This is a genomic window from Micromonospora sp. ATCC 39149, assembly GCF_000158815.1.
Taxonomy (GTDB): Bacteria; Actinomycetota; Actinomycetes; order Mycobacteriales; family Micromonosporaceae; genus Micromonospora.
On record NZ_GG657738.1, the window covers coordinates 1896566 to 1910618 of the forward strand.

At 70.8% G+C, this 14053-nt stretch carries 11 protein-coding genes, 2 tRNA genes and 5 pseudogenes; 6 read left to right on the top strand and 12 right to left on the bottom strand.

From position 1 onward, the window contains the following. Positions 1-52 precede the first annotated feature (52 nt). Together MCAG_RS07730 and MCAG_RS07735 are read right to left on the bottom strand one after the other, a co-directional pair. Entirely contained in the window at positions 53-733 is a 681-nt protein-coding gene (locus MCAG_RS07730; RefSeq protein WP_007072405.1) for a response regulator transcription factor, read from the bottom strand. Then, entirely contained in the window at positions 730-1905 is a 1176-nt protein-coding gene (locus MCAG_RS07735) for a sensor histidine kinase (RefSeq protein WP_198141522.1), read from the bottom strand. Before MCAG_RS07735 ends, MCAG_RS07730 begins: the two co-directional genes overlap by 4 nt. 423 nt (positions 1906-2328) lie before the next feature. Here MCAG_RS07735 and MCAG_RS07740 point away from each other — a divergent pair, with 423 nt between their 5' ends. The 3 genes and pseudogenes from MCAG_RS07740 to MCAG_RS07750 form a co-directional block, all read left to right on the top strand. Beyond that, positions 2329-3129, top strand: coding sequence for a glycoside hydrolase family 16 protein (locus MCAG_RS07740; protein ID WP_198141523.1), 801 nt, complete (start codon positions 2329-2331; stop codon positions 3127-3129). 124 nt (positions 3130-3253) lie between these two features. Further along, positions 3254-3841 carry a siderophore-interacting protein gene (locus tag MCAG_RS07745; protein WP_007072408.1) on the top strand — a complete coding sequence of 196 codons (588 nt, stop codon included), beginning with the start codon at positions 3254-3256 and terminating at the stop codon, positions 3839-3841. Next, positions 3822-4379: pseudogene (locus MCAG_RS07750) on the top strand (ABC transporter ATP-binding protein); the annotation flags it as partial. The gene MCAG_RS07745 and the pseudogene MCAG_RS07750, both read left to right, overlap by 20 nt. A gap of 139 nt (positions 4380-4518) precedes the next feature. Here MCAG_RS07750 and MCAG_RS07755 read toward each other — a convergent pair. After that, positions 4519-5484, bottom strand: a complete 966-nt coding sequence (locus MCAG_RS07755) for a YafY family protein (protein ID WP_007072410.1) — start codon at positions 5482-5484, stop codon at positions 4519-4521. A 103-nt stretch (positions 5485-5587) separates the two neighbouring features. Here MCAG_RS07755 and MCAG_RS07760 point away from each other — a divergent pair, with 103 nt between their 5' ends. After that, entirely contained in the window at positions 5588-6061 is a 474-nt protein-coding gene (locus MCAG_RS07760) for a VOC family protein (RefSeq protein ID WP_007072411.1), read from the top strand. A 631-nt stretch (positions 6062-6692) separates the two neighbouring features. On the opposite strand, the pseudogene MCAG_RS36160 reads toward MCAG_RS07760, so the two are convergent. The 4 genes and pseudogenes from MCAG_RS36160 to MCAG_RS07770 all read right to left on the bottom strand — a co-directional run. Further along, a pseudogene (locus MCAG_RS36160) lies at positions 6693-6812 on the bottom strand (type II toxin-antitoxin system RelE/ParE family toxin); the annotation flags it as partial. Positions 6813-7005: 193 nt separating this feature from the next. Beyond that, positions 7006-7098: pseudogene (locus tag MCAG_RS36165) on the bottom strand (prevent-host-death family protein); the annotation flags it as partial. A gap of 381 nt (positions 7099-7479) precedes the next feature. Then, positions 7480-8220 carry a hypothetical protein gene (locus MCAG_RS07765; protein ID WP_007072413.1) on the bottom strand — a complete coding sequence of 247 codons (741 nt, stop codon included), beginning with the start codon at positions 8218-8220 and terminating at the stop codon, positions 7480-7482. Next, positions 8213-8710, bottom strand: coding sequence for an RNA polymerase sigma factor (locus MCAG_RS07770; protein WP_232290108.1), 498 nt, complete (start codon positions 8708-8710; stop codon positions 8213-8215). Before MCAG_RS07770 ends, MCAG_RS07765 begins: the two co-directional genes overlap by 8 nt. A 161-nt stretch (positions 8711-8871) precedes the next feature. Between MCAG_RS07770 and MCAG_RS07775 the strand changes: the two genes are divergently transcribed. Next, complete coding sequence (locus tag MCAG_RS07775; RefSeq protein WP_157548441.1) at positions 8872-10122, top strand: YncE family protein; 1251 nt, start codon at positions 8872-8874, stop codon at positions 10120-10122. Between the two features lie 167 nt (positions 10123-10289). Here the strand turns inward: MCAG_RS07775 and MCAG_RS30550 are convergent, their stop codons facing one another. The 5 genes and pseudogenes from MCAG_RS30550 to MCAG_RS07790 all read right to left on the bottom strand — a co-directional run bounded on the left by MCAG_RS30550 (position 10290) and on the right by MCAG_RS07790 (position 13330). Continuing rightward, complete coding sequence (locus MCAG_RS30550; RefSeq protein WP_083802223.1) at positions 10290-10439, bottom strand: type II toxin-antitoxin system YoeB family toxin; 150 nt, start codon at positions 10437-10439, stop codon at positions 10290-10292. Between the two features lies 1 nt (position 10440). Next, positions 10441-10514 (bottom strand) — tRNA-Ile (locus MCAG_RS07780). A gap of 135 nt (positions 10515-10649) precedes the next feature. After that, positions 10650-10817: pseudogene (locus MCAG_RS34560) on the bottom strand (amine oxidase); the annotation flags it as partial. Between the two features lie 41 nt (positions 10818-10858). Beyond that, positions 10859-12969 (bottom strand): annotated as a pseudogene (locus tag MCAG_RS07785) (MMPL family transporter). A 288-nt stretch (positions 12970-13257) separates the two neighbouring features. Further along, positions 13258-13330: transfer RNA gene (locus MCAG_RS07790), tRNA-Asn, on the bottom strand. Positions 13331-13616: 286 nt separating this feature from the next. On the opposite strand from MCAG_RS07790, the gene MCAG_RS07795 reads away from it, so the two are divergent. Beyond that, a complete protein-coding gene (locus MCAG_RS07795) occupies positions 13617-14027 on the top strand; it encodes a hypothetical protein (protein ID WP_007072417.1) in 411 nt (136 codons plus the stop codon). Positions 14028-14053: the final 26 nt, after the last annotated feature.

The window sequence follows — 14053 nt, forward strand, 5'->3', positions numbered from 1 at the left end:
GTGCGGCAGCCGCGCGGCGGCTGCCGCACCTTGCCGCCGCGCCGTGCCGCAATTACGACCGCCGATCAAAGGTGGTGTGGGCCAGGCCTGTCTGGTAGGCGATAACGACGAGTTGTGCCCGGTCGCGGGCCTCCAGCTTTGTCATGGCGCGCTGCACGTGGGCTCGGACGGTGAAGGGGCTGAGGAACATTCGCTCGGCGATCTCCTGGTTGGACAGGCCGGTTGCGACCAGGGCCACCATCTCGCGTTCCCGCGCGGTGAGTACGCCGAGCTGTTCGGGATGCTGGTGCGCGGGCTCGTCCGGTGTGGCCAGGAAACGGGCGACCAGGGAGCGGGTCGCGGCGGGGGACAATAGGGTGTCGCCGGCGGCGATCGTGCGCACGGCGTCCAGCAGGTCTTCGGCCCCGATGCCCTTGCCGATGAAGCCGCTGGCCCCCGCGCGCAGCGCCTGAGCCACGTACTCGTCGGTCTCGTAGGTCGTGAGGATCACGACGCGGGCAGTACGCAGCTCCGGGTCCGCGCAGATCTCCGCTGTGGCGGTGAGGCCGTCCACTTCCGGCATTCGGATGTCCATGATCACCACGTCCGGGCGCAGCTCCCGCGTGAGCCGTACCGCCTCCCTGCCGTCGGCGGCCTCACCCACCACGGTCATGTCGTCGGCACTGTCGACGAGCAACCGGAAGGCCTCGCGGAGCAGGGCCTGATCGTCGGCGAGCACCACTCGGAGCGTCACGGTGCACCCCCGGCCTCTCTGTCGCTCGTCACGCCGCCGGCCGTGTGCCCCCCGACGGACGCTGGTCCATCGGTGCGCTTCATCGTGTCCTTGTCGGGCTGGAGGGGCAGCCAGGCGCAGACGCGGAAGCCGCCCTCCGGGCCCCTGCCCGTGGAGAGATTTCCGCCGACCGCGGTGGCACGTTCACGCATCCCGATCAGACCGTAACCGGGCGGACGGCCCGGCGCCGTCCGGGCGCCCCCTCCGTCGTCGACGACGGTGATGGTCACACGATCGCGGTTCCAGGTGAGGCGAACATGGGCTCTGTCAGTAACGGCGTGCTTGGTCACGTTGGTCAGGGCCTCCTGGACGATGCGGTACGCGGTGAGGTCCACACCCGGCGGCAGTGGCCTGGCGGTGCCCTCCTGGTGCACCGACACCTCCAGACCCGCGCGGCGGAAGGACTCGACGAGCATGGGAAGCTGGGACAGCCCGGGCGCCGGTTCGGCGGGCCCGGCCGTGTCCCCGGCCTGACGCAGTAGACCGACCGTCGCCCGTAGTTCGTCGAGCGCCTGGCGGGTGGTTTCGACGAGCTCGCTCAGGCTCTTACGGGTCTGTTCTGGGCGGACGTCGAACAGATGGGCGGCGACCGTGGCCTGCGCGTTGGCCAGGGTGATCTGATGGGCCACGAGATCATGCAGTTCCCGGGCGATGCGCACCCGTTCCTCGGCCACTCTCCGGCGGGCCTCGCTGTCCCGGCTCCTCTCGGCACGCCGGGCCCGCTCCTCCACGGCCGCCAGGTAGGCCCGTCGGTTCCGCACCGAGAGACCGAGCACACCGGCCACCAGCGGGAACGCCGCCACCGCGCCCATCCTGCTCGCATCCTGCCACGAGATTTGCCCCACCGAGGCAGTGGAGGCGACCAGAAGCGCCGCCGAGGTGAGCACCACCGCGCTGGCCGCGCGTCTTTCGGTACTCGCGGTGAGCGCGTAGAAGTAGGCAGCAACCACGGCGGGGGCCTCGACGAGCGGGTTCAGCAGGAAACCCAGAGGTTGTACCAGTACGCCGATCGCGGCCGTGGTCAGCAGGGCAGCCAGAGGCGCCCGGTGCCGCACCGGCAGCACGCCGCAGGAGAGCACGGCGATGAAATAGGCGGCAGCCGTCGGCGGCGACAGAGTGCCGTCGGGCTGCACCACAGTACCGAACAGGCAGACCGCGGACGCCGTCGCCGTGACCGCTGCTTCCCGCCACCACGTGCCGCATGGTCGTGGGCCATCGCCATCATTGTCTGTAATGGATGGTTCAGTGTCGGCCGACGGCGAGCGGCGGGGGCGGGAATGCACCTGCACGTGACTCATCCTCGATGTCTGCATTTGGCAGTACCCGATCCAGGATATGAGGCCGACCTGCCGCGCAGACCTCGGCCCACGCCGCCGCCGTCATCTGGCTCTGCGACCGCACGCCGATCGAGGCGCCCGCCGCTGCCCAAAAGCCCGCTCAGACCGGCCCTTGTCGGGACCGTTGCGTAAGCTCGCCGTGATCGATCGAAAGGCAGTCCGTTGACCGCTACTCCCGCTCACCGCCCAGTGCCGGACCCCGTCACCAAGGCCGGCTATGTGATCGAGTTCGACGAGGACTTCACCGGCGAGCAACTCGATACCGCCCGATGGATTCCCTATTACCTGCCCCAGTGGTCGACCCGAGCCGCTGCCGCCGCTCGCCACCGGGTCAGCGGCGGGAACCTGAGCCTGCGCATCGAGTCCGACCAGCCGCCCTGGGCGCCCGCCCTGGACGGCCCGATGCGCGTCTCAAGCCTCCAGACCGGCCTGTTCAGCGGGCCGGTCGGCAGCGACATCGGTCAGCACGGGACCCACCCGGCGGCCAGGGTCAGCCAGGCATGGGAGAACCGCCGGCTCTACACGCCCCACTACGGCGTGGTCGAGATGCGTGCCCGGGCCATCGCCGACCCGCGCTGCATGGTGGCCCTCTGGATGATCGGCTACGAAGAGGTCCCCGAGCAGTCGGCCGAGATCTGCATCGCCGAGATTTTCGGCCGCGATGTCAAGCTCGATTCGACGGCGATCGGCATGGGCATCCATCCCTTCGACGACCCCGCGCTTCACGACGACTTTGCGCAGGTCGAAGTCCCGATCGACGCCTGCCGGTTCCACACGTACACCATGGAGTGGACTCCCGAGCGTGTCTCGTTCTTCATCGACGGGCACCACCAGCGCAGTCTCAGGCAATCCCCGAACTACCCGATGCAGCTCATGCTGAACATCTACGAGTTCCCCGACGACTGCAGGGAGCCGGCCACGGCATACCCCAAAGAGTTCATCGTGGAGTACGTGCGGGGCTACCGTCCGGCCGACCTGCCCACCAGCCACCTCCGCGGTAGCGCCGCCGCAGGCGACTGAAGCACTGCGGGCCTTCGACCCGGACGCAGGGGACTGCGTTGATTTCCACGCGCCGAGAACCGACCAACGCCACCCGCCCTGGGGCGGCGAGCAGGCCAGGCAGGGCTCGCTAACCTCTCCCGGCATGTCTGCTTTCCGCAACTCGCCAAACATCCTGTTCGAGACAACCGTGACGGCGACCCGGCGGCTGTCACCCGGGTTCGTCCGCGTCACGCTCGGCGACGAACGACTGCGGGATCTGGCCCCGCACCAGCTCGACCAGCGCATCAAGATCATGCTTCCGGTCACCGGCGACTACCCGGCCGGGCTGCGGGCGGGGCTGCCCGAGCAGGGGTGGCGGCGCGAGTGGCAGTCCGTCCCCGACCGCGAGCGTCCATGGCTGCGCAGCTACACCGCGTACCGGACACGACCGGCGGCGGGTGAGTTGGACCTGGACTTCTACCTGCACCAGCCGCACGGTCCGGCAAGCGGCTGGGCGGCGGCGGCCCGACCGGGCGACCGCCTGCTCCTGTCGGGTCCGCACATTCAGGCCGGCCAGCCCGGGTACGGCGTGCAGTGGGAGCCGGGGCCGGCGGCGCGGGTGCTGATCGCGGCGGACGAGACAGCGTACCGGCGGTGCGGGGCATCCTGCCCAGCCTGGGGTCGCAAGTGCGGGCGACGGTCCTGCTGGAGGCGGGTGTCGCAGCGGATGCCGCCGCCCTCGACGACGTGACCGCCGGCCACTCGGTCGAAGTCCGGTTGCGGGGCGGAGCCCGGGCCGCTACGCCCACCAGCGGGTGCTACGCCGCTTCTCCCGGGCCGACGAGGCGGCCGTCGAGGCGGCCCTGGCCTCGACCGGCACGGCCGACCTGGCCGACCGTCGAGCCGACGAACTCTCCGGCGGCCAACGACAGCGGGCCTGGATCGCCATGGTGCTGGCCCAGGAGACGCCCCTCGTCCTGCTCGACGAGCCCACCACCTACCTGGACGTGGCTCACCAGATCGACGTGCTCAACGTGCTGCACCGTTTGGTAACCCAGGGCCGCACCGTCGTGGCCGTGCTGCACGACCTCAACCACGCGGCCCGGTACGCCACCCATCTCGTGGCGATGCGCGACGGCCGGATCGTGGCCGAGGGCCATCCCGCCTCGACGGTGGGCACCGCACTCGTCGCCGAGGTCTTCGGGATGCCGAACCAGGTCGTCCCCGACCCGGTCACCGGAGCGCCCCTGGTCGTACCGGCCGACACCCGGGAGCCGGCCGCCGGCTGAGCCGGTCCTGGTGCCACTTTGGCCGGTACGCGACAGGGCGCTCCAACCGGGCCGGAGCGCCCTGTCGACGGAATCTCAGCGGGTACCCTGCTGGCGTCGCAAGGGCACCGGGCAGCTTGGAGCGATCCAGATGGCCGCCTCAGGTGCTGGTTGCTACGGCGCGGGTGATGCGGCTGCCGAGCTGACGCAGGTGCTCGACCAGTTCGACCGGTTCGTGGACGGTGAAGTCGCAGCCGAGCAGGGTCAGCCGGACGGCGAGCCAGTCGATGGTGTCGTCCGGGCTGTGCCATCGACACGATGAATCGTCGACGGGCTCCAGCTCGCCGGTGTAGTCGCCCAATCGGGTCGCTGCCTGCGGGGCGGGCAGGGCGAGGGTCACCTTTGCCCGGCAGACCGGAGCCCGGTCGTAGAGCCGGGTGGTGACGAACTCGGCCGGGTCGTCGGCTGGTGGTTGGCGCGGCGGTACCCGGGTCCCGGTGGTCTGGGCGTTGTCGATGCGGTCGATGCGGAAGGTTCGCCAGTCGGCGCGCTCGGCGTCGTAGGCGAGCAGATACCAGCGACGGCCGACCACGACCAGCCGGTGTGGTTCGACGAGCCGTTGGGTGGCGGCGCCCTCGTGATTGCGGTAGTCGAACCGGACCCGTTCGTTGGCCGAGGCTGCGGCGGCGAGGACAGTCAGCTGCGTGGGGTCGACCAGCGAGGCCCAAGCCGTGGGCGTCGGCAGTGCGGCTGCGGTGAGCGCGCTGACGCGGCGGCCCAGCCTGGGCGGCAGCACCTGTTGCAGCTTGGCCAGCGCCCGCAGCGACGCCTCGGCGATGCCGGCGACCGGCTGCCGCGCCGCCGTGCGCAGACCGACGGCGATGGCCACCGCCTCCTCGTCATCGAGCAGCAGCGGCGGCATCGCCTTGCCCGCCACGAGCCGGTACCCGCCGTGGACGCCCATGGCGGCCTGGACCGGATAGCCGAGGTCACGGAGCCGCTCGATGTCGCGGCGCACGGTGCGTGGGGTCACCTGGAGCCGCTCGGCGATTTCGCTGCCCGGCCATTCCCGGGGCGTCTGGAGCAGGGACAACAGGCGCAGCAGGCGGGCCGACGTCTCGTTCACCTTCCCATAGTGCCCGATGATATAGGACCGATCCCGACCTACATCGAATCTAGCGTGGTCTGTGGTGGTGCGCAGACAGTGCACCGGAACGAGGAGACGAGCGATGAAGGTCGTGCCCGACGGCTACCACACCGTGACCCCGTGGATGATCTCTCCGGGAAACACGGCCCAGTTGATCGACTTCGTCGTCGGCGTCTTCGACGCCACCGAGCTATCTCGGGTGGGTGTTGGCGGGGTGATCGGCCATGCCGAGGTCCGCATTGGGGACTCGGTCGTCATGATGTTCGACAAGCCGGAATGGCCGCGGACACCGGCCTTCCTGCGTCTCTACGTCGCCGACGACGCCGAGGTACTGCGCCGGGCCGCCGAACGCGGCGCGACCGTTGTCACCGAGCCGACCGAACTGTTCTGGGGCGACCGGGTCAGCCGTTTCCGCGACCCGTTCGGCCACCTGTGGTGGATCCACCAGCGCGTGGCGGAGCCCACCGAGCAGGAGTTGAATCAGCGGCTCAACGATCCCGAGTTCGTAAAGGCGATGGAGTACGTCCAGAGCGCCCAGTTCTTCCCCAACCGCTGACCCGTCGCACCTCATTGTCGAACCGCACTTGCGCCGTCGTCGACTGGCGCACGTACACGATCGCCAGCCTCGAGACGAGCCCTACAGGGCACGGGTCCTACAGCATCGCCCACCCAGTGGCCTCTTCCGTGGCCCGGATGTGGCACGACCCGAACCGCATTCGGGCAGCTCAAGGGCCCGTTGTGCCGGTTGCTGCCGTACGGACACGCCGGGCGTAGCGCCGATGGGGGCGCAGGTTGGAGACCGCGCCGCGCTGATCCTGGCGGCGCGGTCCACGCTGGTTCCCCCGTGCTGACCGGCAGGGATCGAGCGCCGGCAGGGCAATGGCGGGTGTTCCCTGTGGGAACACCCGCCATTTGTCACCTGCCGTCAGCGCAGTCGTTCATGCCGGCTGTGGCGAAGGGCGCCGGATCAGGACGCACGTTCGTGCCATCCGAACCGCAAAAACGCACGTCAACAGCGAGATCAAGTCATGGAGTGGGCCGGAGGTACCACCATGCGAATCACGCCCTGACCGTCGCCGGGGAGCCGCTGCCACTGCATGTGCCCAGTTCGCAGAGCCGGGGCGGCACCCGACGAGCGTCGTCGGATGCCGTGGCGGCCGTCGCCGGGACCCCGGCTCGGGGTGTGCCTACGAGCGGTAGGCGTTGCGGCGGTGGCGAATCGAGTGGATCTCCACGACTCGCTTGGCCTCGCTGATCCGGTAGATGATCCGGTATGCCCGCGGCGAGCGGAGTGAAAGCCGTCGAAGGGCTCGTCGAGTGGCTTGCCAACCCCGTAGGGGTTGACTGCGATCGCGGGCTGGATGGTCTCCGTCGCGGCGATCGCCACCTCCAACGGCAGGTCCTCGTGGAGATTACGGCGAGCCTGTCGGGAGAACAGCACTGTGTATGGGCTGGGCGGTTCGTCGGTGCGGTCGTCCACCCGCTTGCCTACAGGGGGCATCAGGCCGCCCTGCTTCGACGTCGCTCCAGCTCGGCGCGGACCTCGTCCATCGAGAACGTGTCGCCAGCTGCGAAGTCCTCCCGCGACGGCTTCGGTGATCGGGATGGTCTCCATGTCGGCCAGCTTGATGACCGGTCAGAATTATGGCCGACCAAAGCCGGCATCCCGACCTGGCCTTCTCGCCCTCGACGCGAGGCGCTGTGGTGGGGATAGCCTGCCGTTGGCACCGCGCCGATCGAGCCCAGTTCTCGGCTTGCTTCTGGACAACCGTGCACTTCGAAGTTCCCGGCAGGCCCGCTCTCGGTCCGCGTGGCAGCGGTTCAGCAGGCCGTACGGTGGCGGCGTGCACCAGCATGACCAGACTGGCGTACCCATGGGTGCCGTGCCGGGGCGACCGCCGCATGCAGGGTCCGTCGTTGACAGTGTAGCTTCTCTCCGGTTCTATCCTGACCCCTCGCACGCGTCGAGCCCCGTCACTCCAGCGAGGCGGCGATCTCGACGGCCTCCGCCATGGTCAGCTCGCCCTCCAAGCGGTAGGTCACCCCCGCGCCTTCCCAGACCAGGGTCGCCCCGGCGAGCCGGGCGCTCTCCTGGCGTACCACGCCGTCACGATCCATGTAGGACACCGAGTGCGGGCCGCCGATCCAGACGGCCTGCCTCCCGCCGACCTGAGTCCACTCCGCCCCCGGCCCGCCGGCTTCCTTGAAGAAGACCGGGTCGAGCTGACCGTCGAAGGCGTCCAAGCGCAACGCGCCCCGGCGGTAGAGCAGGGTCGCCACCCGGTGGTTGCCCGCGCCGTCCGGATCGGCCACCAGCACCTGCTCGGGCGGGCCCAGCTTCGCCGGCACCCGGATCGGGAACCGTACGGCCCGCTGCGCCTCGTCCAGCCCGGCCGCCCGCTGCGCGGGCAGCGGCGACGGGGAGCCGGCCGGCAGCACGGGCGTCGGTGACGTGCTGATCGTGATACCGGCGAAGCGCAGCAGACCCGCCGCCGCGTCGGCGAGCGCGGTCCGCCCCGGTGGTAGCACCGCGACCAGCAGCGCGGCCAGCGTCGCCGCGACCGCGTACCGCCAGCGCCATCGGCGCTTACGGACGGCCGGAGCGCTCGCGGTGACGGCGGTCAACCGGGCGCGGACCTGTGCCGTCACGTCGGGCGGCGAGGGTGTCTCCAGCCACCTGGACAGCTCCCGCAGTTCCCGCTCCAGATCATCCACGGCTGACCTCCTCGACCGCGAGCAGGCCGCGAAGCTTGGCCAGCGCCCGGGACGTCCGTGACTTCACCGTGCCCCGGGGCCAGCCCAGCATGGTGACCGTCTCTTCCTCGCTGAGATCGAGGAAGTACCGGCAGACGATCACTCCCCGGTCCCTGGCCGGCAACGACCGCAGGGCCCGTACCAGCGCGGCACGGCGCTCCCCGGCGAGGACCGCGCCAACGGCGTTGTCCTCGGCTACCTCTGGGTGCGGCTCCACCCGCGCGGCCCGCAGCATCAACCCGTAGCGCCGGTCCCGCGACCGGTGCAGATTGCGGGTCTCGTTCGCCACGATCGCCAGCAGCCAGGCACGGAACGACGACTCGCCGCGGTAGCGGGAGAGCTTCCGGTACCCCTTCACGAACGCCTCCTGGATGACGTCCTCCGCATCCGAACCCGCGCCGAGCAGCACCGCGGTCCGGTGCGCGGACGCGGTGTGCCGGGCGACCAGCAATTCGTAAGCCTTCAGGTCACCTGCCTGAGCGCGGGTGACGAACTCCTCGTCGTCCAGTGCAACCTCCGGTGGGGATCACTTTCCTGACACCGACCGCACCGTCCGGGTTCCATGCCCGGGCGATGGAACCCCGGCCGGCCCGGCGGTGTCACCGGGTCATGATGGCGAATACGACGATCTCGCGGCGTACCCTGCTGACCACCCTGGCCGGCGCGGGAGTCGCCACCCTGGCCGGCTGCGACCCGGCCACCAGCCCGGCCGCCGCCATCCTGCTCCCGGACCCGCTGCTCGTCGAGGTCGACGGCGGCCTCGGCGTGCTGCGCGGCGCCGACCGGCAGACGATCCCGCACGGGGTTGTCACCGCCGACGGACGGCTGGTGTACGCGAGCGCCCCCGACGGTGCCGACACCGCCCTCTGGCGGATCGACGCCGGCCGGGGCGCCACCTCCGAGCGGGTCAGTCTGCCGGGCCGCTGGGTGCCGCAGACCGTCTCCGCCGATGGCACGAGGGTGGCGCTGACCACCGAGGAGGTGAGCGCGACCAAGGAACGTCCCGCCGGGCGCGACGTGACCCCCGTGCTGATCGCTGACGCCGGTGGCGTCCGGCAACGGCTGCGGCTACCGGGCAACTTCGTCCCGGAGGCGTTCACGCACGACCTCGCCGGGCTCTTCGTCCTGGAATGGCTGCCGCCGGACTCGCCAGACCGATACCGGGTCCGCGTCGTCGACCTCACCACCGGCGTCCCTGGCCCACTTTTCACTCGCGACAAGGGGCCGATCCCGGCCGGCACGGAGGAGGAGATGCGCGGCGACGGACGGCAGGCTGTGCTCGCCCCGAACCGCACCGTGCTCTACACGCTCTACACCCACCAGCCCGACCACCAGCACACCCGGGACCGGATCAGCGGGCGGCCGGGCAGCGACGTGCACGCCTTCGTGCACACCCTGCACCTCGAACAGCGGTGGGCGTACTGCGTGGATCTGCCGCACCCGTTCGGGGAGGCCGCCCCGGACGGTCACGCCATGGCGATCACCCCGGACGGCGGCCGCTTGTACATCGTCGACGTCACCTCTGGCACCGTCGCCGAGATCACCACCGAGGACCTGACCGTACGCCACACGGCGAAGCTCGCCGGTGCCACCGGCCCGGCGTACGCGGCCGCCGACAGGGAGCGGCTGTTCCTCGGTGCCGGCGCCGGCGTGCGGACCGTGGACCTCGCCGACCTTGCCGTGACCGCCGAGCGGCCAGTCCGTGACCCGGTCACCGGTCTGATCCTCAGCCCCGACGGCAGCCGCCTCTACGTGGGCCAGAACGCCGCAGTAGCCTGGCACGATCCCGCCGCCGGCGGTGAGCTCGGCCGGGCCGCCGTGCCCGGTCTGGTGGGGCTGCACGGCCCGGCCCGGCCCGCCTGACCGCGGGCGGACGCGCCGCCCTCCGATGGAGGTGGCGCAGCGGGGCCACCCCGCCCGGGTGTGGGCACTCGTGGGCCGTCCAGGTGCCGTGGAGCACCCGGAGACTATCGCTACAAATCGATTCGATCGTCGCAAATGCTTCTAGGTCGGGGGCCATGTCCAGTCCGCTACCGGTCAACGTAGTGGTAACGGCAGGCGACGATCCCGACGTCGTCCTTGGTGATCCGACGCTCCAGCCAATGTTCGCGATCGATCCGGCGGGACCGGAAGTCGGACAGCTCCCCCCTGAAGGGGCTCCGACCTGCCAAGATCAACAAGTGGGGCGGACGGGACTCGAACCCGTGACCGAGGGATTATGAGTCCCCTGCTCTAACCCGCTGAGCTACCGCCCCGCTACCGCGCCGGATCGTAACCCGCCCGGTGGATCACCGGCCAGCACGAAGCAGCGTCGTCGGCCGGACACCCCACCGTGATCCAGCACGATGGGCAACGTGAGGATAACAGCACGCAGCCGTACGCGATGGCCTCAGGCCGGCGGGCAGCGGCTCGGCGATGGCCCCGGGGCAGCGCACCCGTTCCCCGCGCCGGCACCCCGAACCGTCCCCCGGCGAACGAGCGCGCATCATCGTCAGCACATCGCTGGAAGTTTCCAGTTCCCGGTCGACGAACACGCCGGGCAGGAACAGCCGCAGCAGCGAGCCCTGCGGGGCCGTCGCCGACGATGACGACGTCGGTTTCAGCGGGCGTCGCCCGCCTCCCGGTCTGTGCGGCCCAGCCGGCTGGGCCACCAGATCCGCAGCCCGATGTCGTACGACAGGGCGGGCACCAGCAGCGAGCGGACGACGATGGTGTCGAGCAGGACCCCGACGGCGACGGCGACGCCCAGCTCGACGAGGACGACCAGAGGCAGCACGGCGAGCGCGGAGAACGTGTGGGCGCCGATACCGGCCGAGGTGATGACGCCGCCGGTGAGGAGAGGGCGGTGAGCACGCCGGGGCGCGTACCCCGGTGCACCGACTCCTCGCGCACCCGGCTCATCAGGAAGATGTTGTAGTCGATGCCGAGGGCGACCAGGAAGACGAACGCGAACAGGGGGAACGACTGGTCGACGCCGGGGTAGTCGAGCAGGTGCCGGAAGATCAGCGCGCACAGCCCGAGCGTGGCGAGGAACGACAGCACCACGGTCGCGATGAGCAGCAGCGGGGCGAGCAGTGCGCGCAGCAGCAGGGCCAGGATGACGGCGATCACCAGCAGCACCACGGGGATGATCACGCTGCGGTCCCTCGCGGACGCGTCGGAGATGTCCACGTTGATCGCCGTGAACCCGCCGACCACCGCGTCCGAGCCGGGTACGCCGTGGACGGCCTCGCGGAGGTCGCGGATGGTCCGCTCCGCGCCGTCGCTGTCGGGCGGGTCAGCCAGGGTGGCCTCGATCTGGACCCGGCCGTCGACCACCTTCGGCGGGGCGTTCGGGTCGGGTGGGCCCGTCTGGCTCCGCTCGGTGACCGGGCGGACCGCGGCGACGCCGGGCACCCGCTGGGCCATTTCGGCGACCTGGCGGGCGGTCTGCTGGCTGGTGAAGATGGTGGCCGGGCTGCCGGTGCCGGCCGGGTAGTGGCGAGCGATCACGTCCTGGCCGGCGACGGAGTCGGTGCGCTGGGTGAACAGGTCGGTCTGGCCGAGGGTGGTGATGCCGAGCTGGGTCAGGCCGATGGTGAGCACGGCCAGGCCGGCGGCGGTGGCGAGCCAGACGACCCGGGCCCGGCGGGCGACGAAACCGGCGATCCGGCTCCAGAGGCCGTGTTCGGTCTGCGGGTCGGCCTGGTCGACGGCGGGCCGGCGCGGCCAGAACGCCCAGCGTCCGCCGAGCACCAGCAGGGCGGGCAGGAAGGTCAGCATGACCAGCAGGGTGGCGGCGATGCCGATGGCCGCGACCGGACCAAGCGCCCGGTTGGAGTTGAGGCTGGACAGCAGCAGGCAGAGCAGGCTGACGATGACGGTGCCACCGGAGGCGATGATCGCCGGGGCGGCTCCCCGCCAGGCGGCCCGCATCGCGTCCCAGGGTGGCTCGTGCCGGTGCAGCTCCTCCCGGTACCGGGCGATGAGCAGCAGCGCGTAGTCGGTGCCGGCGCCGAAGACGAGCACGGTGAGGATGCCCTGCGCCTGTCCGTTGAGCTTGATCACGTCGTGGTCGGCGAGGAGGTAGACGAAGACCGACGCCAGGGCGTACGACATCCCGGCGGCGAGCAGCGGGAAGATCCACAGCACCGGGCTGCGGTAGACGATCAGCAGGATGAGCAACACGACGCTGAGGGTGACCAGCAGCAGCGGCCCGTCGATGGCGCCGAAGACCTCGATGAGGTCGGCGAGCAGTCCGGCGGGTCCGGCGACGTCCACGGTGAGCCCGTCCCGGTCGCCGCCGGCGATGGCGCGCAGTTCGTCGACGACCTCCCCGAGCCGTTCGCCCGCTGCCTCGTCGATGGGCACGACCGCCTGAAGGGCTTGGCCGTCCTGGCTGGGCACGGGCGGCGGGAGCGGCGCGACGACGCCGGGGACCCGGGCGAACCGGGCGGCGTCGGTGGCGACCCGTTGCCGGTCGGCGTCGGTGATGCCGGTGGTACGCGCGTAGACGACGAGCGCCGGGGTGGTCTGCCGGTCGACGAACTCGGCGGCCAGGTCCTGCCCCCGGGTGGCCTCGGCCTCGGCGGGCAGGAAGGAGGCGTTGTCGTTGGTGGCGACGTCCCCCAGCTTCCCGGCGTACGGCCCGGCCACCCCGCCGACAGCCAGCCAGCCGATCACGACCAGCGCCGCAACCAGCGTGGAAATGCCGCCCCGTCTTCCGGCCATCCCGCCCACCCAGCTCTTGAATCGACGCACCACTCGACGCAGTGGGAGTCCAAGTCGACATCGACCATCCTGCCGGCCGGGCGCGTCCAGGTGGGCCGAAAACGCCTGATGCCCCCACCATCGCCCTCGCCCCGGCCCCCGGTCGCGCCGCACCGTCGCGCTGGCCGGGGCCGGGCGGTGAGAAGTGGGCCCTTTTCTACCGGAGGCGTTAACAAGGGGCCCTTCCTTGCGCCACAGGCACAGCGAGAGGGCCCGCCGGCATCAGCCGACGGGCCCTCTCGCTGCGAGCTCCCCCGTTTGGACTCGAACCAAAAACCTGCCGGTTAACAGCCGGCTGCTCTGCCAATTGAGCTACGGGGGACCGCTTGTCACCCGGGATCGGATCTCTCCGACGCCCGCGGCGACGGCACAAGAGTACAGGACTCCCCCGGGGTTTGGTCCAGCGGGTTGCGACGCGGGGCCCACCCGGACCGGGGACATCCGAAGCGCCCAACAACCAGACAATTCGTCATCCGGGCACAACCAGGCATGAGCGCGGAGGAGGATGGGTAGTTAGCTGCCGACAGAGGACGTAGGCGCGAGATGCTCGTCGCCCACGGGGTCCGCCCCGGGGAGGCGACGGCGCGTCAGGTACGGAAGGAGCCGCCATGCGCGGAAAGATCATGTTTCTTGGCGGGCTGGCTGCGGGATTCGTCCTGGGCGCCCGTGCCGGCCGGGAGAAGTACGAGGAGTTGGTCGTCCGGGGCCGCAAGGTGCTCGACCACCCGACCGTCCAGGAGGCGGCCGGCGTCGCGCAGGCCCAGGCCAACCGGCTCTACAGCGAGGGCAAGGACAAGCTGAGCCAGTCCAGGCTCGGTGAGAAGCTGAGCAGCAACGGCGGTGACAGCGGCAAGCACGAGCTGACCGCCGCCGACAAGCCGTTCGCGGGCACCCCGGCGACGGTCGGCGCGAAGACGGGCAGCGGCCCGGCCAGCACCGGCTCGACGGGCTCGACCACGAGCAGCGGCCCGGCCCGGACCAAGCCGTCCGGCACGGGCACCAACGGCAGCACGCTCTGACCCACGGTTCGTAGCGGGCCGGCCAC

Excerpts from the sequence above, each read along its gene's own strand:
- MCAG_RS07775 (WP_157548441.1), top strand. The coding sequence starts at position 8,872 with ATGGCGAATACGACGATCTCGCGGCGTACCCTGCTGACCACCCTGGCC.
- MCAG_RS07745 (WP_007072408.1), top strand. The coding sequence starts at position 3,254 with ATGTCTGCTTTCCGCAACTCGCCAAACATCCTGTTCGAGACAACCGTG.
- MCAG_RS07760 (WP_007072411.1), top strand. The coding sequence starts at position 5,588 with ATGAAGGTCGTGCCCGACGGCTACCACACCGTGACCCCGTGGATGATC.
- MCAG_RS07795 (WP_007072417.1), top strand. The coding sequence starts at position 13,617 with ATGCGCGGAAAGATCATGTTTCTTGGCGGGCTGGCTGCGGGATTCGTC.